The following is a 26,266-nucleotide window of genomic DNA, read 5'->3' as shown; positions in this document are numbered from 1 at the left end:
GTTGGTGGTGACGTGACCGAAAATGATGGAGATATGTTCGTCATCCCTGCTTTCGCTGGGATGACGATTTAACTTGCCGGTGAAGACCCGCCTAAAGCGTCACTTCCACATGCTTGCTGCGCATCTCGTCGCGCACATCGCCGCCGAACATCTGACGGAACATCCCGCCCAGCGACATGTCCGCTCGCCAGATTTCGGCGCGCCCCAGGTCGAAGCGGAGCATCAGCAAGTGCGGATCCTGCCGTCCGCCGGGATACCAGCTCGCAACATCATGGGTCCAATAGCGGTCGATCACCGCCGGGTCCGTCTCCTCGACCAGCGTGCCGTCGATGCAGGCGAACAGGAAATGCCCCTTGGCGACGAACTGCGCCATCGCCGGCCCGCCCTGCGCCAATCGGTTCTCGCGCGTCGTATAGAACCAGAAGCAATGGCTCGCGCCGGGATCGAGCTGTGCCGTCATCGGCATGCTATGGTCCTGCGATCCCTGCAGACCCATCATCACAAACGGGCTTTGCGCAAGCTCTGTCCAGAAACGATGGCGGATGTCGGCCTCATTGCTCATCTTCTCTCTCCTTCGATCTCACACGGGACTCAATCGACGGGGCCAAGCGAAGCTCCGGCATTCAATTTAGCACGAAAGCTTGATCTTGCGCAGTCTTCTCTCCACATAACGCGCATGTTGATCGAGACTGAAACGACGCCCAATCCGGCCACCGTCAAATTCATCCCCGGCCGCGTGGTCATGGGCATGGGCACCCGCGATTTCGCCACGCCGGAGGAAGCGGAAGCCTCTCCTCTGGCGTCCGCGCTCTTTGGCCTGGGCGATGTGACGGGCGTGTTCTTCGGCGGCGACTTCATTTCCGTCACCATCGCGCCCGGCTCGCAGTGGAGCGACGTGAAGCCCGACATTCTCGCCACCCTGCTCGAACATTTCTCGGCCAATATGCCGCTGTTCACGCCGGGTTCGGCCGGTGAAATCTTCGTGCCGGAAGAGGAGGAATTTGCCGACGATCCCGAAGACGCGGAAATCGTCGCGCAGATTCGTGAGCTGATCGACACCCGCGTTCGCCCCGCCGTGGCCAATGACGGCGGCGACATCATCTATCGCGGCTTCGACAAGGGCACCGTTTATTTGAGGATGCAGGGCGCCTGTTCGGGCTGCCCCTCCTCCACCGCGACGCTGAAAAACGGCATCGAACAATTGCTTAAACATTATGTCCCCGAAGTGACCGAGGTTCGCGCCGTCTGATCCGGCGCGGCCAATTGGCAAATCGATCCCGATCGACTAACCGCTGATCCAAGCGTCGCATCGGGCGAGCGGTCTACAGGGGTTTTCTTTGCGCATATTGGTCATCGACACCGCGACGCAAGCGCTGTCCGTGGCGCTGCTCGATGACGGCGCGCCCATCGGCCATTTTCATGAAATCGTCGGTCGTGGCCATGCCGAAGCGCTGCTGCCTGCCATCGCCGCCATGCCCGACGGCGGGAAAGCCGATGCGATCGCTGTCGATGTCGGTCCCGGCAGCTTCACGGGCGTCCGCATCGGCATCGCCGCCGCCCGCGCGCTGGCGCTGGCCTGGGGCATTCCGCTGCACGGCTATGGCGCGCTGAGCCTGATCGCGGCCAAGGCGGCGGCCGGACATAAGAGCGAGTCCATCGCCGTGACCATCACCGGCGGCCATGGCGAGCTGTTCTGGCAGAGCTTCTCCGCGGACGGGCTCACGCCGCTTACCGCTCCAGCCTCCACGCCGATCGCGCTGCTGGCGGAGCAACTGACCCAACCATTGCTGTACGGCACGGGCGCCGAAGCCCTGGTGACGGCGCGAGGCCATGGCACGGCGGTCAGCCTCTATCCCGATGCCGCCGACTATCCGCTGGTCGCCGGGCTTCCCCCACTCCCTCCCTCCCCCATTTATTGCCGCGATGCCGACGCCCGTCCGATGACGGAACGGACCGCGCCATGATCCCCGGCCTGACCTTCGACACCTATGAACAGGGCGAGCGCAACGCGATGAGCGACGCCATGGACGTCATGGCCCGCGCGTTCGACCCGGCCTATGGTGAAGCATGGACTCTGCCCCAGCTTTCCGGCGTGATGACGATGCCGGGCACCTGGCTTACCATCGCCCGGATCGACGCCGCGCCGCTGGGATTTGCGCTGGTCCGGTCGGTACTCGACGAATGCGAGCTGCTGTTGCTGGCGGTCAGCCCGCTCTGGCGCGGCCGGGGCATTGGGGAGGCTCTATTGCTCGACAGCCTCAGGACGGCGCGCAAGCGGGGCATTACATCGATGAATCTCGAAGTTCGGGCGTCCAATACAGCAATAAGGCTATATGAAAAAGCCGGGTTCGAATATGTACACCGTCGTCCCGGTTACTATCGCGGCAATGACGGACAACTTCATGATGCGCTAAGCTTTCGTATCGATATGCTTAGATGATTTAAATCCACTCTTGCAAAACAGAAACCATCGGTATAGCTGACCCGTGCCGCTCCTGAAATGATTTTCCCCGGGCGGGTCGCATAACCAATAGCCTTCGCAAGGAAAAGAAATGGAAATCGAATCAGCGCAGAGCGAATTGCTCATTACTTTGACGTCGGATATTGTCGCGGCCCATGTCTCGAACAACAGCGTCGCCGTCTCTGACGTATCTACCCTGATCCAGAATGTACATGCCGCGCTTTCGGGCCTCACCACGCCGGCCGCCGTGCCGGAAGTGAAGCCGGAACCCGCCGTGTCGGTCCGCTCGTCGATCAAGCCCGACTACATCATCTGCCTGGAAGACGGCAAGAAGCTCAAGATGCTGAAGCGCCACCTGATGACTCATTATCAGATGACGCCGGATGATTATCGCGCCAAGTGGAGCCTGCCGGCCGATTATCCGATGGTCGCGCCCAACTATGCCGAACAGCGCCGCAGCCTGGCGAAGAAGATCGGCCTGGGCACCAAGCGCCGCCGGACCCGCGTCGCGAAATAAGCCCGCGAACCGCAGGCAAAAGCCCATGCAAAGGGGTGCGCCAATCGCGCGCCCCTTTTATGCTAGGACAAAAGCCGCTAGGTTCCCTCCCGACTTACGCAAATTTCAGCCAAGTGAGCCTGCATGAACCGCAAGATCGACGTCGAAGCCCTTTGCCACGAAAAGGGTCTGCGCATCACCGAGCAGCGCCGCGTCATCGCCCAGGTGCTGAGCGACGCCAGCGACCATCCGGATGTCGAGGAGCTGCACAGGCGATCCGCGGCGATCGATCCGGGCATTTCCATCGCCACCGTCTACCGCACCGTTCGCCTGTTCGAAGAAGCGGGCATATTGGATCGCCATGATTTCGGTGACGGCCGCGCCCGTTATGAGGCGGCGCCTGAATCCCATCACGATCATCTGATCGATGTCGAAACCGGCAATGTCATCGAATTTGTCGATCCTGAACTGGAGCAGTTGCAAAAGCAGATCGCGGAGAAGCTGGGCTTCCGCCTGGTCGACCATCGGATGGAACTCTATGGCGTCGCGCTCGACCGCAAGAACTGAGGCGGCTTGAGCAGACTCCGCCGCATCACGCGCACCGGGGCGCTGGCCGCCAGTCTGCTGCTCTGCCTTTTGCCCCATCTGCTGTGGAGCGCCGCCCGGCGGCGTTCGCCCTGGCCACGGCGCTTTCTGGCAATGGCGGCGCGATCCGTCGGCGCACGCGTGCGAATCGAGGGGCATCCCTTCCATGGCGACAGCTTCATCATCGCCAATCATGTCAGTTGGGTCGACATATTGGCCTTGGGCGGTGCGACCGGATCGGCCTTCGTCGCGCATGACGGCATAGCCGGATGGCCGCTTATCGGCTGGCTGGCTGCCCAGAACAACACGCTGTTTGTCGCCCGCAACCGGCGTGGCGCGCTTTCATCGCAGCTCGACGCCTTGCGCGCCGCACTTGCCGGGCACCAGCCGGTCGCGCTCTTTCCCGAAGGCACGACCAGCGACGGCACTGGGCTGCTGCCGTTCAAGCCCTCTCTGCTCGCGGTACTATTGCCACCTCCGCGCTCGGTGCGGATTCAGCCCGTCCATATCGACTACGGCCCGGCAACGGCCGAGATTAGCTGGCACAGCAACGAACCGGCGGGCGCGAATGCCAAGAGACTGCTGGAACGCAAGGGCCGGCTCGACGTCACCTTGCGCTTTCTGGCGCCTTTCGACCCGGCAATCTGCCCGGATCGCAAGGCTTTGGCGGCCATGACGCAGGAAAGAATTGCCGCCAGCATCGCAACGCACCTGCCGCCTTTTACTTAAGGCGCGCCCCTTGTATAGCTGGACCGCATGAATCGGTACGACGCCCCAAAGACTCCAGCGACATTCCACGTCAAATCCTTCGGCTGCCAGATGAACGTCTATGATGGCGAGCGCATGGCCGAGATGCTGGGCGAGCGCGGCATGACCGCAGCCACCGAGGGTAGTGAGGCCGATCTCGTCATCCTCAACACCTGCCACATCCGCGAAAAGGCGGTGGACAAGGTCTATTCCGACATCGGCCGCCTGACCCGCGAGGACGGCACGCGCCCGATGATCGCGGTCGCGGGCTGCGTCGCCCAGGCGGAGGGTAGCGAGATCCAGCGCCGCGCCCGCAATGTCGATATCGTCGTCGGCCCGCAGGCTTACCATCACCTGCCCGACCTGATCGACAAGGCCGGTCGCGGCGAGCAGGCCGTCGATACCGACATGCCGCTCGCCTCCAAATTCGGCGCCCTGCCCGCCCGCACCAAGCAGGCGCGGCCCACCGCCTTCCTGACGATCATGGAAGGTTGCGACAAATTCTGCACCTATTGCGTGGTGCCCTATACGCGCGGCGCGGAAATCAGCCGCACATGGTCCGCGATCATCGACGAAGCGATGGCACTGGTCGACGGCGGCGTGCGCGAGATCACCCTGCTTGGCCAGAACGTCAATGCCTGGACCGGCGAGGACGGCAAGGGCCGGATGCAGGGCATGGACGGCCTGGTCCGCGAATTGGCGAAGATCGGCGCCCTCAAGCGCATCCGCTACACCACCAGCCATCCCAACGACATGAGCGACGGCCTGATCGCCGCCCATGGCGACGAGCCCAAGCTGATGCCCTTCCTCCATCTGCCGGTACAGTCGGGCAATGACCGGGTGCTCAAGGCCATGAACCGCAGCCACAGCACGGACAGCTATCTGCGCATCATCGAACGGGTCCGCGAAGCCCGCCCCGACATCGCGCTGTCGGGCGACTTCATCGTCGGCTTCCCCGGCGAGACCGACGCCGAGTTCGAAGACACGCTCAAGATCGTGGAGCAAGTCCGCTACGCGCAATGCTATAGTTTCAAATATAGTTCGCGCCCCGGCACGCCCGCTGCCGACATGGACGGCCAGATCCCGGCGGAGGTGATGGACGAACGCCTCGCCCGCCTGCAAGCCGCGATCAACCGCCATCAGGTCGAATTCAACACCGCCACCGTCGGTCGCCGCACTGACATATTGCTCGAGCGCAAGGGCCGTCATCCCGGCCAGCTCATCGGCAAGACGCCGTGGCTCCAGTCCGTCCATGTCACCGCGCCCGACCTTGGCATCGGGGACATGGTCGAAGTCGATATCATCAGTGCCGGCCCGAACAGTCTGGCCGGCGAACCTAGCAGGAGGAAGGCCGCTTGAACCTAAAACCAGTCGTTCCCGTGACAACGGGAACCCATCTCCGAACCTGTCCGCCAGGCTCAAAGAGGAGGAGATGGATACTCGCCCATGCGAGTGTGACGGGTGAACAGGGAGGCTGCTGAATGTCCAAGAAACCGAACCAGAACCACCGCACCGACATCGCTGAACGCGCGCGACTGGAAGTTGTTTTCGACCGCCCGCACCTGCTGGGCGCGCTCTTCGGGCAATATGACCAGAATCTGGTGGCCATCGAAAACCGCCTGGGCGTCTATATCGCGGCGCGCGGCAACAAGCTCCAGATCGAGGGCGAGGCCGAAGCCGCCGCCCGCGCCCGCGACGTGATGACCGGCCTCTATAACCGCATCGTCGCCGGGCAGGAAATCGACGCGGGCGCGGTCGAGGCGGTCATCGCCATGTCCGCCGAACCGACACTGGATGGCATCATCCGCCATGACGTGGCCGAACCGCCCAAGGTGATGATCCGCACGCGCAAGAAGACGATCGTGCCGCGTTCCGCGACGCAGGTGACATACATGGAAGCGCTCACCCGTAACGACATCATCTTCGCGCTCGGCCCGGCAGGCACCGGCAAGACCTATCTCGCCGTCGCGCAGGCGGTGAGCCAGCTCATCACCGGCAGCGTCGACCGCCTGATCCTCTCCCGCCCCGCGGTCGAGGCGGGCGAGCGGCTGGGCTTCCTGCCCGGCGACATGAAGGAGAAGGTCGACCCCTATCTCCGCCCGATCTACGACGCGCTGTACGACACGCTCCCCGCCGAGCAGGTCGAACGGCGTATCGCATCGGGCGAGATCGAGATCGCTCCCCTCGCCTTCATGCGGGGCCGGACCCTTGCCAACGCCTTCATCGTCCTCGACGAAGCGCAGAACACCACCATCGCCCAGATGAAGATGTTCCTGACCCGCTTCGGTGAGGGCAGCCGCATGGTTATCTGCGGCGATCCGCGTCAGGTCGACTTGCCGCAACCGGGCATTTCGGGCCTGGCCGACGCCGTCACGCGGCTGGAGGGCGTGGACGGCATCTCCGTGGTGCCCTTCGGCATTGCCGACGTGGTCCGTCACCCGGTCGTCGGACGCATCGTCCAGGCCTATGAGGGGCCGGATGCCTGAAATATGTTACTGTTCGTGGAGTTCCAACAATGATTGAAGTCGCCGTCCTCCACGAACGGGGCTGGCCCGATACCGACTGGGAATTGCTCGCCCAACGCGCGGTGGTCGCCGCGATCACTCATAGCCCCTATGCCGCCTTCGCTGCTGACGAGGCGCTGTATGAGATCGCGGTCAAACTCACCACCGACGAGGAAGTCCACCAGCTCAACCGCGCCTATCGGGACAAGGACAAGCCGACCAACGTCTTGTCCTTCCCGATGGTGCAGTCCGACCTGCTGGAAGCCACCGCCAACACCGACGACGGCGAAGTCATATTGGGCGATATCGTGCTGGCCGAGGGCGTCTGCGCGGCGGAAGCCGCCGAAAAAGGCATTTCCATTGCCGATCATGCGACCCATCTCATCATTCATGGGACTTTTCATTTGCTGGGATATGATCATATGGAGGACGCCGAGGCCGAAGCGATGGAAGCGTTGGAGACGCAATCGCTGATCAGCCTGGGCATTTCCGATCCTTATGGGGATCGGTAGATCCACATTTTTGAAACAGGGGAACAGGAAGTAAAATGGCTGAAGGCAGTCCGAAGGACGGCAACGGTTCCAAGGAATCGGACAGTAGTAGCCACGAAGGCGGTTTATGGAGCGGCCTGAAGTCGCTGCTTTTCGGTGAAGAAGAGAGCCACAGCCTCCGCCGCGAGTTGGAGGATGCGCTCGACGAATATGATGAGGATGAGCAGGAGGAAGGCGCTTCCTCCCCTGCCAAGGGCGACCTGTCCGCGATCGAACGCCAGATGGTCCGCAACCTCCTTCATTTTTCCGAACATACGGTCGACGACGTGGCTGTGCCCCGGGCGGACATCATCGCCATCGAGGAAAAGGCGAGCTTTGCGGATCTTGCGGCATTATTCGCGGAGGCCGGGCACAGCCGTATCCCGGTCTACCGCGAAAATCTGGACACCATTGTCGGCATGATCCACATCCGCGACGCCTTCGCGATCCTGGCGGGCAAGGCGCCGGTTCCCGATACGCTGGAACCGCTGATCCGCCAGCCGCTCTATGTCCCTGAAAGCATGGGGGCGCTGGACCTGCTCGCGGAGATGCGCGCCAAACGTACCCATCTCGCCATCGTGCTGGACGAATATTCGGGCACCGAGGGGCTGCTTACCTTCGAGGATCTGGTCGAGGAAATCGTCGGTGAGGTCGAGGACGAGCATGACGAAGAACCCGAGGCGATGCTGGTCCCGCTGCAAGGCGGCATCTGGGAAGCCGATGCCCGCGCCGAGTTGGAGGATGTCGCCAAGGAAATCGACGAAAAGCTGGCCGATATCGAGGAAGATGTCGACACGCTGGGCGGACTTGCCTTCGTGATTGCAGGCAGGGTTCCGGAACCCGGTGAAATCATCGAGCATGAGGAGAGCGGCTGGAAACTCGAAATCCTCGCCAGCGACGGTCGCCGCGTCAGCCGCCTGCGCCTCCACCCGCCTGCGGAACGGGAAATAGAAGACGGCGTGTGATTTTGGGGTGCCGGTTGGAGGGGCCGAGGTTCGACCTGGGCATGCCGGCGGCATAGGGTGGCAGGCGGACTTTCAGTTTCCGTCCGCCCTGAGCTTGTCGAAGGGTCTTGCTGAGCGAAGGCGAAGCATGGGAGCCTCACTCCGCTCGGCTGAGGGCTTCGACTTGCCGAAGGCAAGTTTATCCTGAGCGCCTGTCTTGGCAGGCAGACGAAGGGCTCAGCCCGAACGGATTTCTCTCGTCAGCAATTGGCCAACTACACCCTTAGCCCAATAGGCGCGAAATATTAAGAGCTTGGCGCTAGCTCGTCTTCCCGGAAGCGCGGCAGGGCGGGGCAGGTTTATCAATGCGGCAGGAAAGGCGAACATTCATGCAGGCGGGTCGTCCGATCGCGGCCGACATGCCGTGGACGGCCATCGAAATGCGGCTCTACGCCTTGATCTGCATCGCCACCCTGTTCTTCGCCTACGCCACACCGCCCTTTCAGGCGCCCGACGAAAATCAGCATTATATGAAAGCCCTGCTGCTTTCCGAGGGCGGCATCCTGACCGAACAGCGCGGCGCGATGATCGGGGCGGAGCTGCCCCGAGCCGCCATCGACCTGCACGACGTTCATTTTCCGACCCGCGTCTCGCCCAATCCCCGCCTGTTCGATCGCGATATGCTGAACGAGGCTTGGCACGCCGGCGCTTCTCAGCCTGACGGGCGCCGCTTTGCCGATTTTCCCAATGTGGCGAACTATGCGCCCACGCTTTACCTGCCCGGAGCGACCGGCCTGGCGATTGGCGACCGGCTGGGCCTGCCACGCCTCGGCGCCTTCTATGGCGGCCGGATGGCCAACGCCCTTTTCGCACTGGCTATGCTCGGCGCGGCGCTCAGCGTCCTTCCCTTCGGCCGCAACGCGATGCTGGCCACGGCGCTGCTACCGACTTTCTGCTATCAAAATGGTTCGCTCTCGCCCGATGCGGTCATCAACGGAACAGGCTTTCTCGGCCTCGCTCTGGCGCTGCGGGTCGGCTTCACGGGGTGGACCGGCAAGCGCGGCCTCGCGCTCTATCTGACGGCGCCGCTGCTGGCGTTGGCAAAGGGCGTCTATCTGCCGCTGATGGCCGCCGGATTGCGCTGGCCCGATAACCGCCGCGATCTGCGCGCTATGGCGATTCTTGCCCCGATGGCGGTCGGCGCGCTGGCCTTTCTTCTCTGGATGAAGTTTTCCGGAGGCAGCCAGGCGCTCTATCACATCGTCTCCCGCAAGACTGGCGAGACGGTCATGACCGCGCCGCTTGGCCAGCAATTGGCCGTGATCCTTCGCGATCCCCTCGCCTATCTCCATATCCTCGCGACCAGCATGACCGAGCGCACGCCTGTCTATGCGCTCCAGATCGTGGGCCGTTTCGGCTGGAACGCGATCCTGCTGCCGTTGCTGGCCTATCCGCTGGCGCTGGCGATGCTCGGCGCGGCGGTTCTAAGCGGATCGGGCATGCGCTTTTCGCTCGGCCAAAGGCTCTGGTGGCTCGTCATCGTTGCGGGCGTCGCGCTGCTGATCGAAACCGCCATGTATCTGACCGGCACCCCGCTCGACGCCGACTATATTCAGGGAACGCAGGGCCGCTATTTCCTGCCCCTGCTGCCGCTGGCTTTGATGGCCTTCATGCCTGCGGAGCCAATCCGGGGCGCTCGCGCCCTGTTCGCCGGATCGGCGCTGCTGTTGCTGTCAATCGCCGCCGCGACCCTGTTCGACAGCTTCTGGGTCCATGGCTTCGTCACCGCCGACGGCATGCCCCCGCATCATAGCCTGACCCGCGCCCTCACCCTGCCCTCGCCGCGCTGGTAGCCAGACGACGCAGAACGCCAGCCAGCCCAACCCCTCGATCCATCCGGCCAGCACGTCGCTCGGCCAGTGCACGCCCAGCCAGACACGGCTGGTCCCGATCAGCGCAACCGCCAGCGCCGCCCCGACATAGGCGGAGCGCCGCCCGGCCAGCATCGCCAGCGCGCCGAAGAAGATCATGTTTCCTGCCGCATGGCCGCTCGGGAAACTATAGCCGTGCACGATGTCGAGATGCGGCAGCAGATCGGGCCGTGGTGCCGCAAAGATCTGCTTGAGCGCCAGATTGAGCAGCGTCCCGCCGATGACCACCCACAGCAGCCAGAAGGCGCGCCTCCGCGCATCGCCCCATAGACCGACGAAACACACACCCAATAGCGCAAAGCGTCCCGCCGTACCGCCCACTGCCGACGCCAATTGCATGATCCCGGTGACGGGAGCGCCCGCGCCGCTGTCCCGCGCCCGCCCCGCCATTCCCATCAGCGCGACATTCAGGCCGTCCAACATCCCCTGGCGCTGAACCAGCGCAATCGCCAGAACGCAAAAAAGCGCGAGAGCCAAAGCTCCCGCACCTTTTGCCACGCCTGCGCGCCGATCAGATATGGAGCGCGCGCCCATAAGCGGCGAGCACGCTTTCATGCATCGATTCCGAAATAGTGGGATGCGGGAACACAGTGTGCATCAGTTCTGCCTCGGTGGTTTCCAGCGTCTTGCCGATGGTGAAGCCCTGGATCATCTCGGTCACTTCGGCGCCGACCATATGCGCGCCCAGCAATTCGCCGGTCTTGGCGTCGAACACCGTCTTGGTGAAGCCCTCGGCCTCGCCCAGAGCGATCGCCTTGCCGTTGCCGATGAAGGGGAACATGCCGACCTTCACCTCATAGCCCGCTTCCTTGGCCTTGGCTTCGGTCAGGCCCACAGACGCGATCTGCGGATGGCAATAGGTGCAGCCCGGAATGTTGCGCACGTCCATGGCGTGGGGATGCTTGCCAGCAATGGCCTCGGCCGCGATCACGCCCTCATGGCTCGCCTTGTGCGCCAGCCATGGCGGCGCAGTGACATCGCCGATCGCCCAGATACCGTCGACATTGGTCTTGCAGGCGGGATCGGTTACGATATGGCCGCGCTCCGTCTTCACGCCTAGCGTTTCCAGTCCGATATTCTCGGTATTGGGGACGATGCCGATAGCGACGATGACATGGCTGTATTCGCCGTTGACGACCTTCCCGTCCTTGCCCTTGATCGCGGCCTTGACGCCATTCGCGCCGACTTCCAGCTTTTCCACGCCCGCGCCGGTCATGATGGTCATGCCCTGCTTCTTGAGCGCCTTTTCAAGGAAGGCGGAAACGTCCGCATCCTCGACCGGCACGACGCGGTCCAGCATCTCCACAACGGTCACGTCCGCGCCCATGTCATTGTAGAAGCTGGCGAATTCGATACCGATCGCGCCCGAACCGATGACCAGCAGCTTGGTAGGCATTTCCGGCGGGGTCATGGCGTGGCGATAGGTCCACACCCGCTTGCCATCCGCCGGGGCGAAGGACAGGTCGCGGGCGCGGGCGCCGGTGGCGACGATGATGTTTTTCGCCGTCAGCTCTTCGGTCTTGCCGTCCTTGGTGACGGAAAGCTTGCCCTTGGCGACCAGCTTGCCGTCGCCCATATGGACGGTGATCTTGTTCTTCTTCATCAGGTGCGTGACGCCCTGATTGAGCTGTTTCGCCACGCCCCGCGAGCGCTTCACCACCGCCTCGATATCGGCGCTGATCTTCTCGGCGGCCAGGCCATAATCCTTGGCATGTTGCATATAATGATAGATTTCCGCCGAGCGCAGCAGCGCCTTGGTCGGGATGCAGCCCCAGTTCAAGCAGATGCCGCCCAGATTTTCGCGCTCGACAATGGCGGTCTTCAGGCCCAGTTGGGCTGCGCGGATCGCGGCCACATAGCCGCCGGGGCCGGAGCCCAGAACGATGACGTCGTAATTCTCAGCCATGATCAAACTCGCTTTTCTTTGAAATATGTCACGCCGCCGGAGGGGTGAAGGGCGGCACGGAACGGGGCTGGCGATCCTCCCCGATCGCCACGAAGGCGAAGGTCGCCTTGGTCACGCGGTAGGAGCGGTCGTCATGGCGCGCGCGCCGCCAGGCCTCGACGGCAATGCTCATCGATGTCCGCCCGACGGAAACCAGCTTGGCGAAGACCGACACTTCATCCCCCACGACGACGGGACGAAGGAAGGACATGCCTTCCACCGCGATCGTCACGGCGCGCCCATGGCTATGCCGGGCGGCGACGGAACCCGCCGCCGAGTCCATCAGGCTCATCAGCCAGCCACCGAAAATATCCCCATAGGGATTGGTGTCGGAAGGCATGGCGATAACGCGCACCGCCGGGCTGTCCGCCGGCGGCTGCTCGTCCTGTCCAGCCATCAGGCCAGCATGCCGATCGGGTTTTCGACCAGCTCCTTGAAGACCTGCATCAGCCGGGCTCCGTCCGCGCCGTCGATGGCGCGGTGGTCGAAGCTGCCCGTGGCCGACATGACGGTCGCGATCTGGAGGGAGTCATCGATGACGAAGGGCCGCTTCTCACCCGCGCCGATGGCCAGGATCATGCCCTGCGGCGGGTTGATGACGGCTTCGAACTGCTTGATGCCGAACATGCCCATGTTGGAAAGCGACGCGGTGCCGCCCTGATATTCCTCCGGCTTGAGCTTGCCGTCCTTGGCGCGGCTGGCGAGGTCCTTCATCGCGGTCGAAATCGCGGCGACGCCCTTGCTGTCGGCGCCCGTGATGATCGGCGTAATCAGCCCGCCGGGGATCGACACGGCCACCGAAATGTCGGCGCGCTGGAACTGCAGCATCTGGTCGCCGGCGAACTGCACATTGCACTCCGGCACCTGGATCAGCGCCACGCCCAGCGCCTTGATCAGCAGGTCGTTGACCGACAGCTTGACGCCCCGCGATGCCAGACCCGCGTTCAGCTCGCTACGGAGCTTGAGCAGTTTGTCGAGTTGAACGTCCACGGTCAGGTAGATGTGCGGCACCTGCTGCTTGGATTCGGTCAGGCGGCGTGCAATCGTCTTGCGCATGCCGCTGAGCTTGATGACCTCGTGCGGGATGCCGAAATCCTGCGCGGATGCCGGGGCGACCACCGGGGCAACGGCCGACGCGGCAGCGGGAGCCGCAACAGCAGCCTTGGCCGCGGGCGCAGCGCCCTCAAGATCGGCCTTCACGATACGGCCATTGGGACCGGAACCCGCCAGAGCGGAGAGATCGAGACCCTTCGCCTCCGCCAGACGGCGGGCGAGCGGACTGGCCTTCACGCGGCTGTCGGCGGCCTTGGCAGGCGCGGGATCGGCCTTGACCACAGGGGCAGGCGCGGCGGCATCCGCCTTGGTGGGGACGGGATCGGCCTTGGGCGCAGCCGCCGCCTTGGGAACGGCATCGCCCTTTGCGGCTTGCGACACATCCTCGCCTTCCTCGGCAATGATGGCGATGACGGTGCCGACCTTCACGCCTTCGGACCCTTCGGCCACCAGGATTTTCGCCACGATGCCTTCATCGACGGCTTCGAATTCCATCGTCGCCTTGTCAGTCTCGATCTCGGCCAGCAGATCGCCGGACGAAACCGTGTCGCCCTCCTTCACCAGCCACTTCGCCAGCGTCCCTTCTTCCATGGTCGGGGAAAGGGCAGGCATCTGGATCGTTTTGCTCATGGGTGGACGGCCTCTCATTTTTATCGCGCATGGGGCAATGAGGTTCGTTTCGGCGCTTTGGCCGGAACGGTCAAGGCCAAGCCTTGCGTGCAGGCCGATAATCAGCCACATTTCACCAGTCTGGTTCATGGCTAACCATATGGGTTCAGCACATAACCGTTACGTCGAAGACCAAATGGTCGTTACCCTGTGAGGACGCAGCAGATGCGGACATATCTGGTTGTCGTGGACGAATCGCCCGAGGCGGAAACCGCGCTCCGTTTCGCTGCCCGACGCGCCGCCAAGACGGCGGGCGCCGTCCGCATCCTGGCCCTCATCCCGCCTGCCGAATTCGTCCAATGGGGCGGCGTGCAGGCGACGATGGAGGATGAAGCCCTGCAACGCGCCGAAGCGCTGGTGACGAGCGCGGCGGGTACGCTGACCGACGAGTCCGGCATTCGCCCCAGCATCACCGTGCGCCAGGGCGATCCGGTGACGATCGTGCGCCATACGCTGGAGGAGATGGACGATGTCGCCGCCCTGGTGCTGGGCGCCGCCGCCAGCGGTCATCCGGGCGTCCTCGTCTCGCACTTCGCTGGCGCCGATGCGGGCAAGCTGCCCTGCCCGATCATGGTCATCCCCGGCGGCCTGGACGCCGAAGCCATCGACCGGTTGAGTTAGGGCGTTGATCCATGTTCCTGCGCGGGCAGGAACCCAGTTCAAACGGCAGGACGGGGCTCTCACGAGCCACCTGTCTCGTTCGAGTGCCTTCGCAGGAGTACGGTTGGATACAACCGGGCGCCTTTGCGCGCCTTATTTCTTCAGGCGATAGCCCGTCCGGAACATCCAGCCGATAATGCCCAGACAAAGCGCCAGCATCCCGGCGACGAACAGCAGGCTGAACTCTATCCCCACATCGCCGCGCCCGAAGAAGGTCCAGCGGAAGCCGGAGATCAGATAGACGATCGGATTGAACAGGGTGATCGTCCGCCACGGCTCCGCCAGCATGTGGATTGAATAGAAGGCGCCGCCCAAAAATGTCATCGGCATGATGATCAGCAGCGGGATCACCTGCAACTGCTCGAAACTCTGCGCCCAGATGCCCAGGATGAAACCGAACAGGCAGAAGCTGATCGCGATCAGCACCATGAAGGCCATCATCGCCAGCGGATGGGCAACATGGATGTCGACGAAAAGATGCGCGGTCACGAAGATGATCGTGCCGACGATCAGCGACTTGGTCGCCGCCGCCCCGACATAGGCGATGATCGTCTCCACAGCGGAGACCGGGGCCGACAGCAATTCATATATGGTGCCGGTGAATTTCGGCATATAGATGCCGAAGCTGGCGTTGAAGATGCTTTCGGTGAACATCGACATCATGATGAGGCCCGGCACGATGAAGGCCGCATAGGGAATCCCGTCGATCTGCGTCATGCGGGAGCCGATCGCGCCGCCAAACACCACGAAATAGAGCGAGGTAGTGATCACCGGCACCAGCAGCCCGGTCAGCAGCGTGCGGCGAAAGCGATGCAGTTCGAATCTGTAGATCGACCAGATTGCGCGGTGGTTGAAACGGCTTACGCCCTGGGGATTGAAGCCGCTCATGCCGCCTTCTCCTGGTGGACCAGACTGACGAAGATATCCTCCAGGCTGCTCTGCTCGGTATTGAGATCCTTATAGACTATGCCGAGATCGCCCAGCTTGCGCAGCAGCGACGACACGCCGGTCCGCTCCGCCTGGGTGTCGAACACATATTCGATCTCATGGCCGTCCGCCTTCAGCGTGACCTGCCATTGGGCAAGCTCCGGCGGCACCTCGGCAAGCGGCTCCGCCAGCACGATGGTCAGCGTCTTCTTGCCGAGCTTCTTCATCAGCGCGGTCTTTTCCTCGACCAGCACCAACTCGCCATTGTTGATGACGCCGACCCGGTCGGCCATTTCCTCCGCTTCCTCGATATAATGGGTGGTGAGGATGATGGTGACGCCGGTCTGACGCAATTCGCCTATCAGCTTCCACATGTCGCGGCGCAGTTCGACATCGACGCCCGCGGTCGGCTCGTCAAGGAACAGAACACGCGGTTCGTGGGAGAGCGCCTTGGCGATCATCACGCGGCGCTTCATGCCGCCGGATAGTTCCAATATCTTGCTGTGGCGCTTGTCCCACAGCGACAGGTCACGCAGGATCTTCTCGATATAGGCGTCATTGCGGGGCTTGCCGAACAGGCCGCGGGAAAAGGTGACGGTGTCGATCACCCGCTCGAACGCGTCGGTATGAAGCTCCTGCGGCACCAGCCCGATGGCCGATCGCGACCCGCGATAATCGCGGATGATGTCATGCCCGGCCACGGTGACGCTGCCGCCCGTGGGACGGACATTGCCGCAAATGATGGAGATCATGGTGGTCTTGCCAGCGCCGTTCGGCCCGAGCAGCGCGAAGATTTCGCCCTCCTCGATCTTCAGGTCGACGCCCTTGAGCGCCTGAAAACCCGAAGCATAGCTTTTGGTCAGGCCGGAAACGGTAATGATGGACGCCATGCGCGGCAATGCCCCCTTGTGCTGAGGCGCAAAGATAGGGTGCCGCCCGCGCAGCGCAACCGGCGCTATTCGCTCTTGCGGAAAAAGCGGAAGACCGTGGCAGGCGGGAAGTTGCGGACGGTCTGCCCGGCGCGGACGACATCCAGCGCCAGCGCATCCAGAATTTCCCGGCTGACCGGCGGGCGCAGGGAATAGGTAAATTGAATGAAGACCCCGCCCGGCCGAAGCATGCGGAAGCTTTCGGACAGGATGTCGGCATGCATCTGGCGGTCCATGGCCAGCAGCGGCAGGCCGCTGATGACCGCCTGATATTCCCCCTCCTCGCCCGCCGCCGCCCTGGAGACGATCTGCGCGGGGGTTTCGAGCACCGAGACATGCGGGAAATGACGCCGCAATCCGCGCGCGAAAGCGGGATTGATCTCCACCACCTCCAGCTTCTCCGGAGGCAAGCCCGTGCCCAGAATGGCGCGGGTAAAGACGCCGGTGCCGCCGCCCAATTCGATCACCCGGCCATCCTCAGGGACGATATGCTCGACCATCAAACGCGCAAGATAGCGGCTGCTGGGCACAACCGAAGCGGTCTGGCGCGGCTTCTTTACCCAGGCGGCCAGAAAATCCAGATATTCGGTCGCCCTGGCGCGCAACTCGCTGTTGGGCAAGGCGATCGTGCTTCTGCGCTTGGGCTTATGCTGCATGAGCGAACTGCGACCATTTCACTGTCATGCCGACTCCCTTAGCGGGCCGGACGGGCGCCGTCGATTGGCTTTAGGAGTGTTTTCAGTTCGCTTGACCGACAGATACCCCGCTTTTCAAGGTTTCGATACGTTCCTGCAACCATAACGCCACGGCAGCGATGCGGGGCAGCTTCTTGAGGTCGCCATGCGTCACCAGCCAGAAGCTGCGCATAATCTCCACTCTATCGGCCATGACCGGCACCAGCCCGGAATCGCTTGCCGCGATGAAATCCGGCAGCACGCCGATCCCTGCCCCTTCTGCGATCATGCGATGCTGCATATTGATGCTGGTGGCGCGCAGGCTGGCCTCCAACCCCGCCTCCACCTCGTCCAGATAGTCGAGTTCGGGCGAGAAGATGAATTCGGGCACATAGCCCACCAGCACATGCCCCCGCAGGTCGGCGGTGCTGCGGGGGGTGCCCGCCTCAGCCAGATAAGCAGGGGCCGCATAAAGGTGCAGCCGATAATCGCCCATGCGCCGGACCGACAGCCGCCCCCGCTGCGGCCGCGCCAGCATGACCGCCATGTCCGCTTCCCGCTTCGATGGGTTGAGAAAGCCCGAGGCGGTGATGAGGTCGAGCCGGATGCCGGGATGGCGGCGGCTGAAATCGGAGAGGCCCGGCGCCAACACCCAGGTTCCGAAGCCCTCGGCCACCGACAACCGCACCTGGCCGCTCAGATGATGCTCCCGGCCAGTCGCCTCCTCCATCGCCGCGAGAGCCGCACTCTCGATGCTTTCGGCATGGCTGAGGAGCGCCTGACCATGGGCGGTCAGCGTCCGTTCCCCTGTCCCCACCTCGAACAGTTCAGGACCCAGCGTCCGTTCCAGCCGGGCGAGCCGCCGGGCGATGGTCGTCGCATCGATGCCCAGCGCCCGTGCCGCCGGGGCGATCTTGCGCGTGCGCGCCACCGCCAGAAAGACCCTGAGATCGTCCCAATCGAACATTCGCCGCCCGCCAAACTGCAAAATCGCTGCGACGCTATGCAGAACTGCGTTGTTGCATGCAATTCCGCATTATATCTAGAGGGGAGTTTAAAGCGCATGTCAGGAGAGCTTGTGAGCCAGTTCGATCTCACCGAGGACCAGTTGGCCATTCAGGAGATGGCGCGCCGGTTCACCGCCGATGCGATCACGCCTTTTGCGGCGGAATGGGACGAAAAGCATATCTTCCCCCGCGACACCATCCGCGCCGCCGCCGATCTGGGCTTCGGCGGCATCTATGTGTCGGAGGAAGCGGGCGGCATCGGCCTTGGGCGGCTGGAGGCGGCGCTGATCATGGAGGCGATGGCCTATGGCTGTCCATCGACCAGCGCCTTCATCTCCATCCATAACATGACCGCCTGGATGATCGACCGCTTCGGCAGTCAGGCGGTGAAGGGCAAATATCTCCCTTCCATGGTGCCGATGGAGCGGATCGGCAGCTATTGCCTGACCGAAGCGGGATCGGGATCGGATGCGGCTGCGCTCAAGACGCGGGCTGTCCGGGACGGCGACCATTATGTCGTCACCGGCTCCAAGCAGTTCATCTCCGGCGGCGGCGAGAATGAAATCTACGTCGTCATGGTCCGCACCGGCGATGAAGGGCCAAAGGGCATAAGCTGCCTTGTCATCGAGAAGGACATGCCGGGCGTCAGCTTCGGCGCGCAGGAACGCAAGCTGGGCTGGCATTCGCAGCCGACGGCGCAGGTCAATTTCGACGGGGTGCGGGTGCCGGTCGAAAATCTGGTCGGTGGCGAGGGCGAAGGCTTTCGCATCGCGATGATGGGGCTGGATGGCGGGCGGCTCAATATCGGCGCCTGTTCGCTGGGCGGGGCGCAGCGCTGCATCGATGAAGCGCTGACCTACACCAAGGATCGCAAGCAGTTCGACCAGAGCATCGCTGATTTCCAGAACACGCAGTTCATGCTGGCGGACATGGAGACGGAATTGCAGGCGGCGCGCACCCTGCTCTATGCCGCAGCGGTCAAGGTGACGGAGAATGCGCCCGACAAGACGCGTTTTGCCGCCATGGCAAAGCGGCTGGCTACCGACACAGGCTCCTCCGTGGTCGACCGGGCGCTGCAACTGCATGGCGGCTATGGTTATCTGATGGATTATCCGATCGAGCGCTTCTGGCGCGATTTGCGCGTGCATTCGATCCTGGAAGGCACCAATCAGGTGATGCGCATGATCATCGCCCGCGACATGCTGCGGCAATGAGCGCGGGAGATAATATGACTGATCAGGTTCTGATTTCCATCGACAATGGCGTGGGGCGCATAAGGCTGAACCGGCCCAAGGCGATCCATGCGCTGACCACCGAAATGTGCAGCGCCATCATCGACGCGCTGCTGGCCTGGCGGGCGGATGAGAGCGTCGTTGCGGTCATGCTGGATCATTCAGAGGGGCGTGGATTTTGCGCGGGCGGCGACATTGCCATGATCGCCAACAGCGCCAAGGGCGACTGTTCCGAGGCGGAGCAGTTCTTCTTCACCGAATATCGGATGAACCATCTGCTGTTCGTCTATGAAAAGCCGATCGTCGCTTTCATCGACGGCATCGTCATGGGCGGGGGCGTCGGCATTTCTGACCCCGCGCGCTATCGCGTGGCGACCGAGCGGACCACCTATGCCATGCCGGAAACCGGCATCGGCCTGTTTCCCGATGTCGGCGGCGGCTGGTTCTTGCCGCGCATGCCGGGACGGACCGGGCCATGGCTGGCGACGACCGGCGCGCGGATCAAGGGTGCGGATTGCGCCGCCATCGGCATCGCCACCCATTATATGGCCTCTGACAAGCTGGAGGCGGTGAAGGCGCGGATCATTGCCGATCCGGACGGTTTGGCCGAGATATTGGACGAGATGGCCGACGCGCCGCCGCCCTCGACCGTGGCCGCGCATCGGGACCAGATCGACCGGCTGTTCGCCTCGGATCGTTTCGAGGAGATATTGGCGGCGCTGGAGGCGGACGGATCGGACTGGGCGCGGGAGCAGCGCGCCACCCTCGCCACCAAATCGCCGCAGACCATCAAGGTGGCGCTGCGCCAGATGGTGGAGGGCGCGGCATTCACCGACTTTGCCGATAATATGCGCAACGAATATCGCATCGGCCATCACGTCATCCGCCGCCCCGATTTCGTCGAGGGCGTGCGCGCGGTGATCTTCGACAAGGACAATGCGCCGCGATGGAACCCGGCGCGGCCGGAGGATGTGACGGACGAACTGGTGGACAGCCTGTTCGCGCCCCTGCCCCCGGAAAAGGAATGGACGCCGCTGCCTGAATTGCGCGGCTGAAGATGCCTTATTTTCCGCGATTTCCGAGCCGTCAGATGGTCCATCTGACTTGAAATCGCTCTAGAGGAGTGCCTGAAATGAGCCAGACCATCGCCTTTATCGGCCTGGGCAATATGGGCGGTGGCATGGCCGCCAACCTGCTGAAGAACGGCTTTGCCGTACGGGCGTTCGACCTGTCGGAAGAGGCGCTGGCCAAGGCCGTCGAGGCAGGCGCCGTGCGCTGCGCAAGTGTGGCCGAAGCGGTGGCGGGCGCCGATGCCGTCGTCACCATGCTGCCTGCGGGCAAGCATGTGGAGGGCGTCTATTCGGGCGAGGTCTTCGCTGCGGCCAAGGCGGATGCGCTGTTCCTCGATTGCTCGACCATCGATGTCGCGACGGCGCGCCGGGTTGAGGAGGCTGCCGCCGCCAAGGGCTTCGAGATGGTCGATGCGCCGGTTTCGGGGGGCATCGCGGCGGCCAATGGCGGGACGCTGACCTTCATGGTCGGCGGCTCCGACCAGGCTTTCGGCCGCGCCAAGCCGATCCTGTCCGCCATGGGCAAGGCCGTGATCCATGCCGGTGGAGCGGGCAATGGGCAGGCGGCCAAGATCTGCAACAACATGCTGCTGGGCGCGACCATGGTAGCGACCTGCGAGACCTTCGCCATGGCGAAGAAGCTCGGCCTCGATCCGCAGACCTTCTACGATATTTCCAGCGTATCGTCAGGGCAGAGCTGGTCGATGACCAGCTATTGCCCGGTGCCGGGCGTCGGGCCGCAAAGCCCTTCGGACAATGGCTATCAGGGCGGTTTTGCGGTCGGCCTGATGCTCAAGGATCTGAAACTGGCGAGCGAAGCCGCCGCTTCGGTCGGCGCGAGCGTGCCGATGGGGAATGCGGCGGAGTCGCTTTATCAACTGCTCGCCAATCAAGGCGAAGCGGCACGCGACTTTTCGCTGATGATCGAGATGCTGGAGGGGAAGTAACCCCTCCTGCCTTTCAAATGAAGAGGCGGGAAATCCCCGCCCCCTCGCTCAAGAGATCAGCGCCCCTTCCAGACGCCCGGACGCTTGGCGACGAAGGCTTCCATGCCTTCCTTCTTGTCCTCGGTCGCGCTCAGGATCTGGAACAGGCGGCGTTCGGTCAATATGCCCTGAGCCAGCCCGGTTTCGAACGCCAGATTGACCATTTCCTTGTTCACCATCGCGGCCATGGGCGGCATGCCGGCAATGGCGGCAGCGGTCTTGAGCGCATCCTCCAGCAGCTCGGCCGCCGGAACGATGCGCGCGACCAGACCGGCGCTTTCCGCTTCCTCCGCGCCCATCATGCGGCCGGTCAGGCACATTTCCATCGCCTTCGCCTTGCCGACGGCGCGGGTCAGCCGCTGCGAGCCGCCCATGCCCGGCGCCACGCCCAGCTTGATTTCGGGCTGGCCGAATTTCGCGGTGTCGGCGGCCAGAATGAAGTCCGCCATCATCGCCAGTTCGCACCCGCCGCCCAGCGCAAAGCCCGCGACAGCGGCGATCCACGGCTTGCGGGTGGCGACGACGTTGCTCTGCCAGCCGGAAAAGAAATCCTCCAGAAAGAAGTCCGCCGCGTCCTTTTCCACCATTTCCTTGATGTCGGCGCCGGCGGCAAAGGCCTTTTCGCTGCCGGTGAGGACAAGGCAGCGCTGCGACGGATCGGCGTCATAGGCGGCGAAGGCCACGCTCAGATCCTTGAGCACCTGGCCGTTCAGGGCGTTCAACGCCTGCGGACGATTGAGCGTGACCAGCGTCACCGCGTCGCGCTGTTCCACCAGGATCGTTTCATAAGCCATTGCCGTCTCCATTCATTCGACCATTTGCGATCCGCTCTATGCAGAGCGACGGACCTTGACCAGCCCCGGCAAGCCGCATCTTCGCAGCCGCTATCGGCACAGATGCATGAAGTCGCGGTCATAGCTGCGCAGATGCGCGCCGCCGTCGATATAGAGCGTCTGCCCGGTCACGGCGTCGGCGCCGGCCAGATAGAGGACGGCTTCGGCAATCTGCTCCGCTTGCGGCAGACGCTCCAGCGGCATCATCTCGGCCAGCCGCTCCATCTGGCCATCATCATAATCGGGCGTCGCGATGGTGAGGCCAGGCGCGATGGCATTCACGCGAACCTGCGGCGCCAATGTCGAGGCGGACAGCCGCGTCAGCCCCGCCAGCGCCATTTTCGACAGCGTATAGGCCAGTTGGTCGCCATGCGGATGGTCGATCCGCTGGTCGAGAATATTGATGATGCACCGATCCCCCGTACCCGCCGGGATGGTGGCGAAGGCCTTGGTGAGCAAGGTTGGGGCAGCGCAATTGACGGCATAGTGACGCATCAATTCATCGGCGCTGACGCTGTCGAGTCGGTCCTGCCCAAAGATCGCGGCGCTGTTGACAAGGACATCGGGCGGACGGCCGAAACGCTCGGCCACCAGGGCCACCAGTTCCTCCGCGCTCTCCGGATCGGTGAAATCGACGGTGAAGCCGTCCCATTCGGTCGCATTCTCCTCCAGCGTCAGCGCCAGGTGGGAATCGAGCCGGGTATCGTGACTGCCATGGATCGCCAGCGAATAGCCCGCCCGGGCAAAGGCGGCTGCGATGATGCCGCCCAGCCGCCGATGACCACCAGTCACCAGCGCAAGCCGCTTTTGCGCCAGAGGCCGCGCACCGGCCTGTTCCGGACGCTTCCTCGTGCCCCCCAGGGGCCGATAGGCGGGGACTTCCTCTTCGCTCACGCGCCGATCAGCTTCAACACTTCTTCGCGGCTCTTCACATCCTCGCGGAAGACGCCGAGCATGCGGCTGGTCTTCATGACGACATTGGGGGTCCGCACGCCCCGTCCGGTCATGCAGCCATGGGTCGCTTCGATCACCACGGCCACGCCTTCGGGCTTCAGATGTTCCCAGATGCAATTGGCGACTTCCGAAGTCAGCCGCTCCTGCACCTGAAGGCGGTGGGCGAAGGCATGCAGCACGCGCGCCAGCTTCGATATGCCCACGACATATTGGCCGGGCAGATAGGCGATGTGCGCGACGCCGACGATGGGCGCCATATGATGTTCGCAATGCGACTGGAACGGGATGTCCTTCAACAGCACGACGTCGTCATAGCCGCCGACCTCATGGAAGATACGCGAGAGATGATAGGCCGGATCATCGTCGTAACCGCGGCAATATTCCTTCCACGCGCGCGCCACGCGTTCGGGCGTTTCCAGCAAGCCTTCCCGTTCCGGATCGTCGCCCGACCAGCGGATTAGCGTGCGGATCGCATCGGCAACGTCTTTCGGAACCGGGATCTTGACCGACTCGCCCGCAGCTTCGGCATCGGGATCATATTCCATGGACGGCACCACTCCTTAGTTGCTTGGCGGCATATGGCGACTGATTCGCAGGAACGCCAGCCCCTTCGCCCTGCTGGACACGACAACATAGCGGTGGCACATGGATATCAAACCGGATGAACCGGGTCGCTATCATCATCCACAGGGGAAGCATGCGGACCGAACATATCGCCGCCGTCCTCCTTGCAGCGGGCACTTCCTCACGTTTCGGGGAGGAGGACAAGCTGATGGCCGACTGGCGGGGCAAGCCGGTCGCCGTCCACGCGCTGGAAACCATCGCCTCCATGATATTTGCCGAACTGGTGGCGGTCGTACGGCCCATCGGCCAGGCGCCGGTCCTGCATCGCAGGCTGGAGCGGCGCGGCTACACGATCCTGGTCAACGACCGGCCGGAGGACGGTATATCGGGCAGCATCATCCGGGCGGTCGAACATGTCATGCCGATCCGGAAATGCCGGGGCATATTGATCTGCCTGGCCGACATGCCCGATGTGCCGCAGACGCATTACAACCGCATCTGCCTGGCGGCCGAAGACATCCGGTCCGTCGTCGCCAGCACGGACGGTTTTTCCTCTTCGCCACCGGCCTTTATCGGGCGGAAGCATTTCCCCGAACTGTTGGCGCTGCGCGGGGACCAGGGCGCCCGCGCGCTGCTCAGCCATGGCGTGCAGATAGAAACCATGGGCGCCTGCCTGCGGGACATCGACACGCCGGAGGATCTGGCCGAGCGGCGGCCCGAATAGCAAATTAGCTGGAACGGGTCGGATCGGTCATGGGATCGCCCATCTCGCGCGGGTCGGCAGAGCGTCCCAAAGGCAGCGAACCGGTTTGCCGTTCCACCATGCGATGGACGACCGGCGGATGGGGGCCGCGGTGCAGCGCGTTTATGGCTTCGCTGTTCGCCCGGTCGGCCACGGTCCGGCGGCTGTTGTGGCGGACATAGTCCAGCCAGGTCGACACATGATAGCGCTCCACCCATAATTCCGGATCGCCCAGGTCGCGCAGCAGCGACCAGCCATGGGCGCCGTCGCGACGGCGGATGCGGCGGCGCTCGCTCATCGCCGTCAGGAAGGGAACGACCGATCCGGCGGCTATGCGATATTCTATGGTGACGACCACAGGCCCGCTGCGGGGTTCGATCGGAACCGCCGTCTCGGGCTCTCGCCACAAATTCTGAAGGTCGAGATTTTCCTCGCCCGCTTGCGACAGCGGACGCACATAGCCGATGAGCGCGGAGACGAACTGGACGGCGGCGGCAATATAGAGGGCGGCGGCGACGCCATGGTCCTCCGCCAATGTGCCGAACAGCCAGGCGCCGCCCGCCATGCCTCCGAAGGCGATCATCTGATACATCGCGACGGCGCGCGCCACGACCCAGCGCGGCGCCGACATCTGAACGGAAACGTTGAAGGTCGAAAGCGCGATCACCCAGCCCGCACCGGCCAGCAGGAGCCCCGCCAACGCAACGACCAGCCAGTCGCTGACCGCCATCAGCGCCGTGCCGACCGCGAGCGCCATAGCGGCGCAGCGCACCATCGTCTCGACGGAAAAGCGGCGGCGCAATTGCCCCGTCAACAGCGCCCCCGTCACCGCGCCGATGCCGAAGGCGCCGCTCAGCGCCCCGAAAGTCAGCGCTCCGCCGCCCAATATATCGCGCGCCACCAGCGGCATCATCGCTGAAACAGCGCTTGCGCCGATGCCGAAGGCCGCGCTTCGCAGCAGAACGAGCTGGATATTCGGGGACATGGTGACATAGCGGACCCCGGCCCGCATCGCGACGCCCATGCGTTCGCGCGGCAGAAGCTGGGGAACGCTTTCGGGCCGCCATCGGGCCAGCACCGCAACCAGGCCGATATAACTGACTGCATTGACCAGAAAGGCGGTCGCTGCGCCGGCGGCAGCCACGATGACGCCGCCCAGCGCCGGGCCGATGCTGCGGGCCATGTTGAAGCCCATGGAATTGAGCGAAACAGCATGGGGCAAGGCCGCTCGCGGGACCATTTCACCGACAGAAGCCTGCCAGGCTGGTCCGTTGATGGCCGTGGCGCAGCCGATCAGGAAGGTGAAGCCCAGCAACGCCCAGGGCGTCACCCATCCCATCCAGGCGAACAATGCCAGCAGGGCGGAGACGGTGAGCATGGACAATTGACAGAGCAGCATCACCACCCGCCGGTCGCTATTGTCCGCGACCGCCCCGGCCCACAGCGACAGCAGCATGATCGGCAAGGTCGTCGCCGCGGGAACCAGCGCGATCATCTGGGGCGAGGCAGAGAGCGAGGTCATCATCCACTGCGCGCCGACCGACTGGATCAGCCCGCCGAAGTTGGACGCAAGGCTGGCCCACCAGATCGCCCGGAAGATCGGGATCGACAGGGGCGATGGCGGCGGAGGAGAATCTGATTCAGACACGAAATGCCATGAAGCCCAATTGGGGCCGAGGGTCAAATCAGCGAATCGGAAAATGGCGCGAATCCATGAATGAAGTAGTGAGTTGCCCATATTCTGGAAGTTGACGTTACGGTCGGGCGGGACTGTCGATTGAGACTTGCACTTTACGTAAACGTAAATACATTTGCGGGCGTAT

General features: G+C 63.5%; 29 protein-coding genes. 16 read left to right on the top strand and 13 right to left on the bottom strand.

Annotation, left to right across the window (positions count from 1 at the left end):
- Window positions 1-91: 91 nt before the first annotated feature.
- Window positions 92-562 (bottom strand): pyridoxamine 5'-phosphate oxidase family protein, encoded by a 471-nt coding sequence (locus tag VVT58_RS03555; protein WP_327754160.1) that lies wholly within the window; start codon window positions 560-562, stop codon window positions 92-94.
- A gap of 114 nt (window positions 563-676) precedes the next feature.
- Here VVT58_RS03555 and VVT58_RS03550 point away from each other — a divergent pair, with 114 nt between their 5' ends.
- The 11 genes from VVT58_RS03550 to VVT58_RS03500 all read left to right on the top strand — a co-directional run bounded on the left by VVT58_RS03550 (window position 677) and on the right by VVT58_RS03500 (window position 10,120).
- The gene (locus VVT58_RS03550) at window positions 677-1,249 is read left to right on the top strand and encodes a NifU family protein (RefSeq protein WP_066558176.1); all 573 of its coding nucleotides are present in this window, start codon (window positions 677-679) and stop codon (window positions 1,247-1,249) included.
- 88 nt (window positions 1,250-1,337) lie between these two features.
- Complete coding sequence (gene tsaB / locus VVT58_RS03545) at window positions 1,338-1,964, top strand: tRNA (adenosine(37)-N6)-threonylcarbamoyltransferase complex dimerization subunit type 1 TsaB (protein ID WP_327754161.1); 627 nt, start codon at window positions 1,338-1,340, stop codon at window positions 1,962-1,964.
- Entirely contained in the window at window positions 1,961-2,440 is a 480-nt protein-coding gene (locus VVT58_RS03540) for a GNAT family N-acetyltransferase (protein WP_327754162.1), read from the top strand. The genes tsaB and VVT58_RS03540 overlap by 4 nt, the downstream gene beginning before the upstream one ends.
- Before the next feature lie 112 nt (window positions 2,441-2,552).
- Window positions 2,553-2,978 carry a MucR family transcriptional regulator gene (locus tag VVT58_RS03535; RefSeq protein WP_327754163.1) on the top strand — a complete coding sequence of 142 codons (426 nt, stop codon included), beginning with the start codon at window positions 2,553-2,555 and terminating at the stop codon, window positions 2,976-2,978.
- Between the two features lie 123 nt (window positions 2,979-3,101).
- Window positions 3,102-3,524 (top strand): Fur family transcriptional regulator, encoded by a 423-nt coding sequence (locus VVT58_RS03530; RefSeq protein ID WP_066558189.1) that lies wholly within the window; start codon window positions 3,102-3,104, stop codon window positions 3,522-3,524.
- A 6-nt stretch (window positions 3,525-3,530) separates the two neighbouring features.
- On the top strand, window positions 3,531-4,271 hold the full coding sequence (locus VVT58_RS03525) for a lysophospholipid acyltransferase family protein (RefSeq protein ID WP_327754164.1): 741 nt from the start codon (window positions 3,531-3,533) through the stop codon (window positions 4,269-4,271).
- Between the two features lie 27 nt (window positions 4,272-4,298).
- A complete protein-coding gene (gene miaB / locus VVT58_RS03520; protein ID WP_327754165.1) occupies window positions 4,299-5,648 on the top strand; it encodes a tRNA (N6-isopentenyl adenosine(37)-C2)-methylthiotransferase MiaB in 1,350 nt (449 codons plus the stop codon).
- Window positions 5,649-5,770: 122 nt separating this feature from the next.
- Window positions 5,771-6,775, top strand: coding sequence for a PhoH family protein (locus VVT58_RS03515; protein WP_327754167.1), 1,005 nt, complete (start codon window positions 5,771-5,773; stop codon window positions 6,773-6,775).
- A 29-nt stretch (window positions 6,776-6,804) separates the two neighbouring features.
- A complete protein-coding gene (gene ybeY / locus VVT58_RS03510) occupies window positions 6,805-7,305 on the top strand; it encodes an rRNA maturation RNase YbeY (RefSeq protein ID WP_327754168.1) in 501 nt (166 codons plus the stop codon).
- Between the two features lie 35 nt (window positions 7,306-7,340).
- Window positions 7,341-8,288: a hemolysin family protein gene (locus tag VVT58_RS03505; RefSeq protein ID WP_327754169.1), complete on the top strand. Its 948-nt coding sequence runs from the start codon at window positions 7,341-7,343 to the stop codon at window positions 8,286-8,288.
- 368 nt (window positions 8,289-8,656) lie between these two features.
- Complete coding sequence (locus VVT58_RS03500; RefSeq protein ID WP_327754171.1) at window positions 8,657-10,120, top strand: DUF2142 domain-containing protein; 1,464 nt, start codon at window positions 8,657-8,659, stop codon at window positions 10,118-10,120.
- Here the strand turns inward: VVT58_RS03500 and VVT58_RS03495 are convergent.
- The 4 genes from VVT58_RS03495 to VVT58_RS03480 are packed head-to-tail and all read right to left on the bottom strand — an operon-like array spanning window position 10,001 to window position 13,826.
- Window positions 10,001-10,732 carry a phosphatase PAP2 family protein gene (locus VVT58_RS03495; protein ID WP_327754172.1) on the bottom strand — a complete coding sequence of 244 codons (732 nt, stop codon included), beginning with the start codon at window positions 10,730-10,732 and terminating at the stop codon, window positions 10,001-10,003. The genes VVT58_RS03500 and VVT58_RS03495 overlap by 120 nt on opposite strands.
- Entirely contained in the window at window positions 10,710-12,104 is a 1,395-nt protein-coding gene (gene lpdA / locus VVT58_RS03490) for a dihydrolipoyl dehydrogenase (protein ID WP_327754173.1), read from the bottom strand. The genes VVT58_RS03495 and lpdA overlap by 23 nt, the downstream gene beginning before the upstream one ends.
- 28 nt (window positions 12,105-12,132) lie before the next feature.
- Window positions 12,133-12,540, bottom strand: coding sequence for an acyl-CoA thioesterase (locus tag VVT58_RS03485; RefSeq protein ID WP_327754174.1), 408 nt, complete (start codon window positions 12,538-12,540; stop codon window positions 12,133-12,135).
- Entirely contained in the window at window positions 12,540-13,826 is a 1,287-nt protein-coding gene (locus tag VVT58_RS03480; RefSeq protein ID WP_327754175.1) for a pyruvate dehydrogenase complex dihydrolipoamide acetyltransferase, read from the bottom strand. Before VVT58_RS03480 ends, VVT58_RS03485 begins: the two co-directional genes overlap by 1 nt.
- 204 nt (window positions 13,827-14,030) lie before the next feature.
- On the opposite strand from VVT58_RS03480, the gene VVT58_RS03475 reads away from it, so the two are divergent.
- Complete coding sequence (locus VVT58_RS03475; RefSeq protein ID WP_066561800.1) at window positions 14,031-14,486, top strand: universal stress protein; 456 nt, start codon at window positions 14,031-14,033, stop codon at window positions 14,484-14,486.
- Window positions 14,487-14,618: 132 nt separating this feature from the next.
- Here the strand turns inward: VVT58_RS03475 and VVT58_RS03470 are convergent, their stop codons facing one another.
- The 4 genes from VVT58_RS03470 to VVT58_RS03455 form a co-directional block, all read right to left on the bottom strand.
- Window positions 14,619-15,413, bottom strand: a complete 795-nt coding sequence (locus tag VVT58_RS03470) for an ABC transporter permease (protein ID WP_327754176.1) — start codon at window positions 15,411-15,413, stop codon at window positions 14,619-14,621.
- The gene (locus VVT58_RS03465) at window positions 15,410-16,342 is read right to left on the bottom strand and encodes an ABC transporter ATP-binding protein (protein WP_327754177.1); all 933 of its coding nucleotides are present in this window, start codon (window positions 16,340-16,342) and stop codon (window positions 15,410-15,412) included. Before VVT58_RS03465 ends, VVT58_RS03470 begins: the two co-directional genes overlap by 4 nt.
- Before the next feature lie 65 nt (window positions 16,343-16,407).
- Window positions 16,408-17,037, bottom strand: coding sequence for a methyltransferase domain-containing protein (locus VVT58_RS03460; RefSeq protein ID WP_327754179.1), 630 nt, complete (start codon window positions 17,035-17,037; stop codon window positions 16,408-16,410).
- Between the two features lie 82 nt (window positions 17,038-17,119).
- Window positions 17,120-18,022: a LysR family transcriptional regulator gene (locus tag VVT58_RS03455; protein ID WP_327754180.1), complete on the bottom strand. Its 903-nt coding sequence runs from the start codon at window positions 18,020-18,022 to the stop codon at window positions 17,120-17,122.
- A gap of 96 nt (window positions 18,023-18,118) precedes the next feature.
- Here VVT58_RS03455 and VVT58_RS03450 point away from each other — a divergent pair, with 96 nt between their 5' ends.
- The 3 genes from VVT58_RS03450 to mmsB all read left to right on the top strand — a co-directional run bounded on the left by VVT58_RS03450 (window position 18,119) and on the right by mmsB (window position 21,311).
- Window positions 18,119-19,276 (top strand): acyl-CoA dehydrogenase family protein, encoded by a 1,158-nt coding sequence (locus VVT58_RS03450; RefSeq protein WP_327754181.1) that lies wholly within the window; start codon window positions 18,119-18,121, stop codon window positions 19,274-19,276.
- A gap of 14 nt (window positions 19,277-19,290) precedes the next feature.
- Complete coding sequence (locus tag VVT58_RS03445; protein ID WP_327754182.1) at window positions 19,291-20,349, top strand: enoyl-CoA hydratase/isomerase family protein; 1,059 nt, start codon at window positions 19,291-19,293, stop codon at window positions 20,347-20,349.
- Between the two features lie 77 nt (window positions 20,350-20,426).
- Window positions 20,427-21,311: a 3-hydroxyisobutyrate dehydrogenase gene (gene mmsB, locus VVT58_RS03440; RefSeq protein WP_327754183.1), complete on the top strand. Its 885-nt coding sequence runs from the start codon at window positions 20,427-20,429 to the stop codon at window positions 21,309-21,311.
- Between the two features lie 56 nt (window positions 21,312-21,367).
- On the opposite strand, the gene VVT58_RS03435 is transcribed toward mmsB, so the two are convergent.
- The 3 genes from VVT58_RS03435 to folE all read right to left on the bottom strand — a co-directional run bounded on the left by VVT58_RS03435 (window position 21,368) and on the right by folE (window position 23,682).
- Complete coding sequence (locus VVT58_RS03435; RefSeq protein WP_327754184.1) at window positions 21,368-22,144, bottom strand: enoyl-CoA hydratase-related protein; 777 nt, start codon at window positions 22,142-22,144, stop codon at window positions 21,368-21,370.
- 90 nt (window positions 22,145-22,234) lie between these two features.
- A complete protein-coding gene (locus VVT58_RS03430) occupies window positions 22,235-23,077 on the bottom strand; it encodes an SDR family oxidoreductase (protein ID WP_066558230.1) in 843 nt (280 codons plus the stop codon).
- On the bottom strand, window positions 23,074-23,682 hold the full coding sequence (gene folE / locus VVT58_RS03425) for a GTP cyclohydrolase I FolE (protein WP_327754185.1): 609 nt from the start codon (window positions 23,680-23,682) through the stop codon (window positions 23,074-23,076). The genes VVT58_RS03430 and folE overlap by 4 nt, the downstream gene beginning before the upstream one ends.
- Window positions 23,683-23,834: 152 nt before the next feature.
- Between folE and VVT58_RS03420 the strand changes: the two genes are divergently transcribed.
- Complete coding sequence (locus tag VVT58_RS03420) at window positions 23,835-24,425, top strand: nucleotidyltransferase family protein (protein WP_087575808.1); 591 nt, start codon at window positions 23,835-23,837, stop codon at window positions 24,423-24,425.
- Window positions 24,426-24,429: 4 nt separating this feature from the next.
- Here VVT58_RS03420 and VVT58_RS03415 read toward each other — a convergent pair whose 3' ends face one another.
- A complete protein-coding gene (locus VVT58_RS03415; RefSeq protein WP_327754186.1) occupies window positions 24,430-26,091 on the bottom strand; it encodes an MFS transporter in 1,662 nt (553 codons plus the stop codon).
- Between the last annotated feature and the right edge of the window lie 175 nt (window positions 26,092-26,266).

The organism is Sphingobium sp. SJ10-10 (genome assembly GCF_036038995.2).
Taxonomy (GTDB): Bacteria; Pseudomonadota; Alphaproteobacteria; order Sphingomonadales; family Sphingomonadaceae; genus Sphingobium.
This window is presented reverse-complemented; position numbering and strand designations above follow the sequence as displayed.

Coding starts and splice junctions, on each gene's coding strand:
- VVT58_RS03465 (WP_327754177.1), bottom strand. CDS start 16,342: ATGGCGTCCATCATTACCGTTTCCGGCCTGACCAAAAGCTATGCTTCG.
- VVT58_RS03435 (WP_327754184.1), bottom strand. CDS start 22,144: ATGGCTTATGAAACGATCCTGGTGGAACAGCGCGACGCGGTGACGCTG.
- VVT58_RS03540 (WP_327754162.1), top strand. CDS start 1,961: ATGATCCCCGGCCTGACCTTCGACACCTATGAACAGGGCGAGCGCAAC.
- VVT58_RS03550 (WP_066558176.1), top strand. CDS start 677: ATGTTGATCGAGACTGAAACGACGCCCAATCCGGCCACCGTCAAATTC.
- VVT58_RS03530 (WP_066558189.1), top strand. CDS start 3,102: ATGAACCGCAAGATCGACGTCGAAGCCCTTTGCCACGAAAAGGGTCTG.
- VVT58_RS03535 (WP_327754163.1), top strand. CDS start 2,553: ATGGAAATCGAATCAGCGCAGAGCGAATTGCTCATTACTTTGACGTCG.
- VVT58_RS03455 (WP_327754180.1), bottom strand. CDS start 18,022: ATGTTCGATTGGGACGATCTCAGGGTCTTTCTGGCGGTGGCGCGCACG.
- VVT58_RS03445 (WP_327754182.1), top strand. CDS start 19,291: ATGACTGATCAGGTTCTGATTTCCATCGACAATGGCGTGGGGCGCATA.
- VVT58_RS03505 (WP_327754169.1), top strand. CDS start 7,341: ATGGCTGAAGGCAGTCCGAAGGACGGCAACGGTTCCAAGGAATCGGAC.
- VVT58_RS03475 (WP_066561800.1), top strand. CDS start 14,031: ATGCGGACATATCTGGTTGTCGTGGACGAATCGCCCGAGGCGGAAACC.
- VVT58_RS03485 (WP_327754174.1), bottom strand. CDS start 12,540: ATGGCTGGACAGGACGAGCAGCCGCCGGCGGACAGCCCGGCGGTGCGC.
- lpdA (WP_327754173.1), bottom strand. CDS start 12,104: ATGGCTGAGAATTACGACGTCATCGTTCTGGGCTCCGGCCCCGGCGGC.
- VVT58_RS03495 (WP_327754172.1), bottom strand. CDS start 10,732: ATGGGCGCGCGCTCCATATCTGATCGGCGCGCAGGCGTGGCAAAAGGT.
- mmsB (WP_327754183.1), top strand. CDS start 20,427: ATGAGCCAGACCATCGCCTTTATCGGCCTGGGCAATATGGGCGGTGGC.
- miaB (WP_327754165.1), top strand. CDS start 4,299: ATGAATCGGTACGACGCCCCAAAGACTCCAGCGACATTCCACGTCAAA.
- VVT58_RS03420 (WP_087575808.1), top strand. CDS start 23,835: ATGCGGACCGAACATATCGCCGCCGTCCTCCTTGCAGCGGGCACTTCC.
- VVT58_RS03450 (WP_327754181.1), top strand. CDS start 18,119: ATGTCAGGAGAGCTTGTGAGCCAGTTCGATCTCACCGAGGACCAGTTG.
- ybeY (WP_327754168.1), top strand. CDS start 6,805: ATGATTGAAGTCGCCGTCCTCCACGAACGGGGCTGGCCCGATACCGAC.
- VVT58_RS03515 (WP_327754167.1), top strand. CDS start 5,771: ATGTCCAAGAAACCGAACCAGAACCACCGCACCGACATCGCTGAACGC.
- VVT58_RS03460 (WP_327754179.1), bottom strand. CDS start 17,037: ATGCAGCATAAGCCCAAGCGCAGAAGCACGATCGCCTTGCCCAACAGC.
- VVT58_RS03480 (WP_327754175.1), bottom strand. CDS start 13,826: ATGAGCAAAACGATCCAGATGCCTGCCCTTTCCCCGACCATGGAAGAA.
- VVT58_RS03500 (WP_327754171.1), top strand. CDS start 8,657: ATGCAGGCGGGTCGTCCGATCGCGGCCGACATGCCGTGGACGGCCATC.
- VVT58_RS03555 (WP_327754160.1), bottom strand. CDS start 562: ATGAGCAATGAGGCCGACATCCGCCATCGTTTCTGGACAGAGCTTGCG.
- VVT58_RS03470 (WP_327754176.1), bottom strand. CDS start 15,413: ATGAGCGGCTTCAATCCCCAGGGCGTAAGCCGTTTCAACCACCGCGCA.
- folE (WP_327754185.1), bottom strand. CDS start 23,682: ATGGAATATGATCCCGATGCCGAAGCTGCGGGCGAGTCGGTCAAGATC.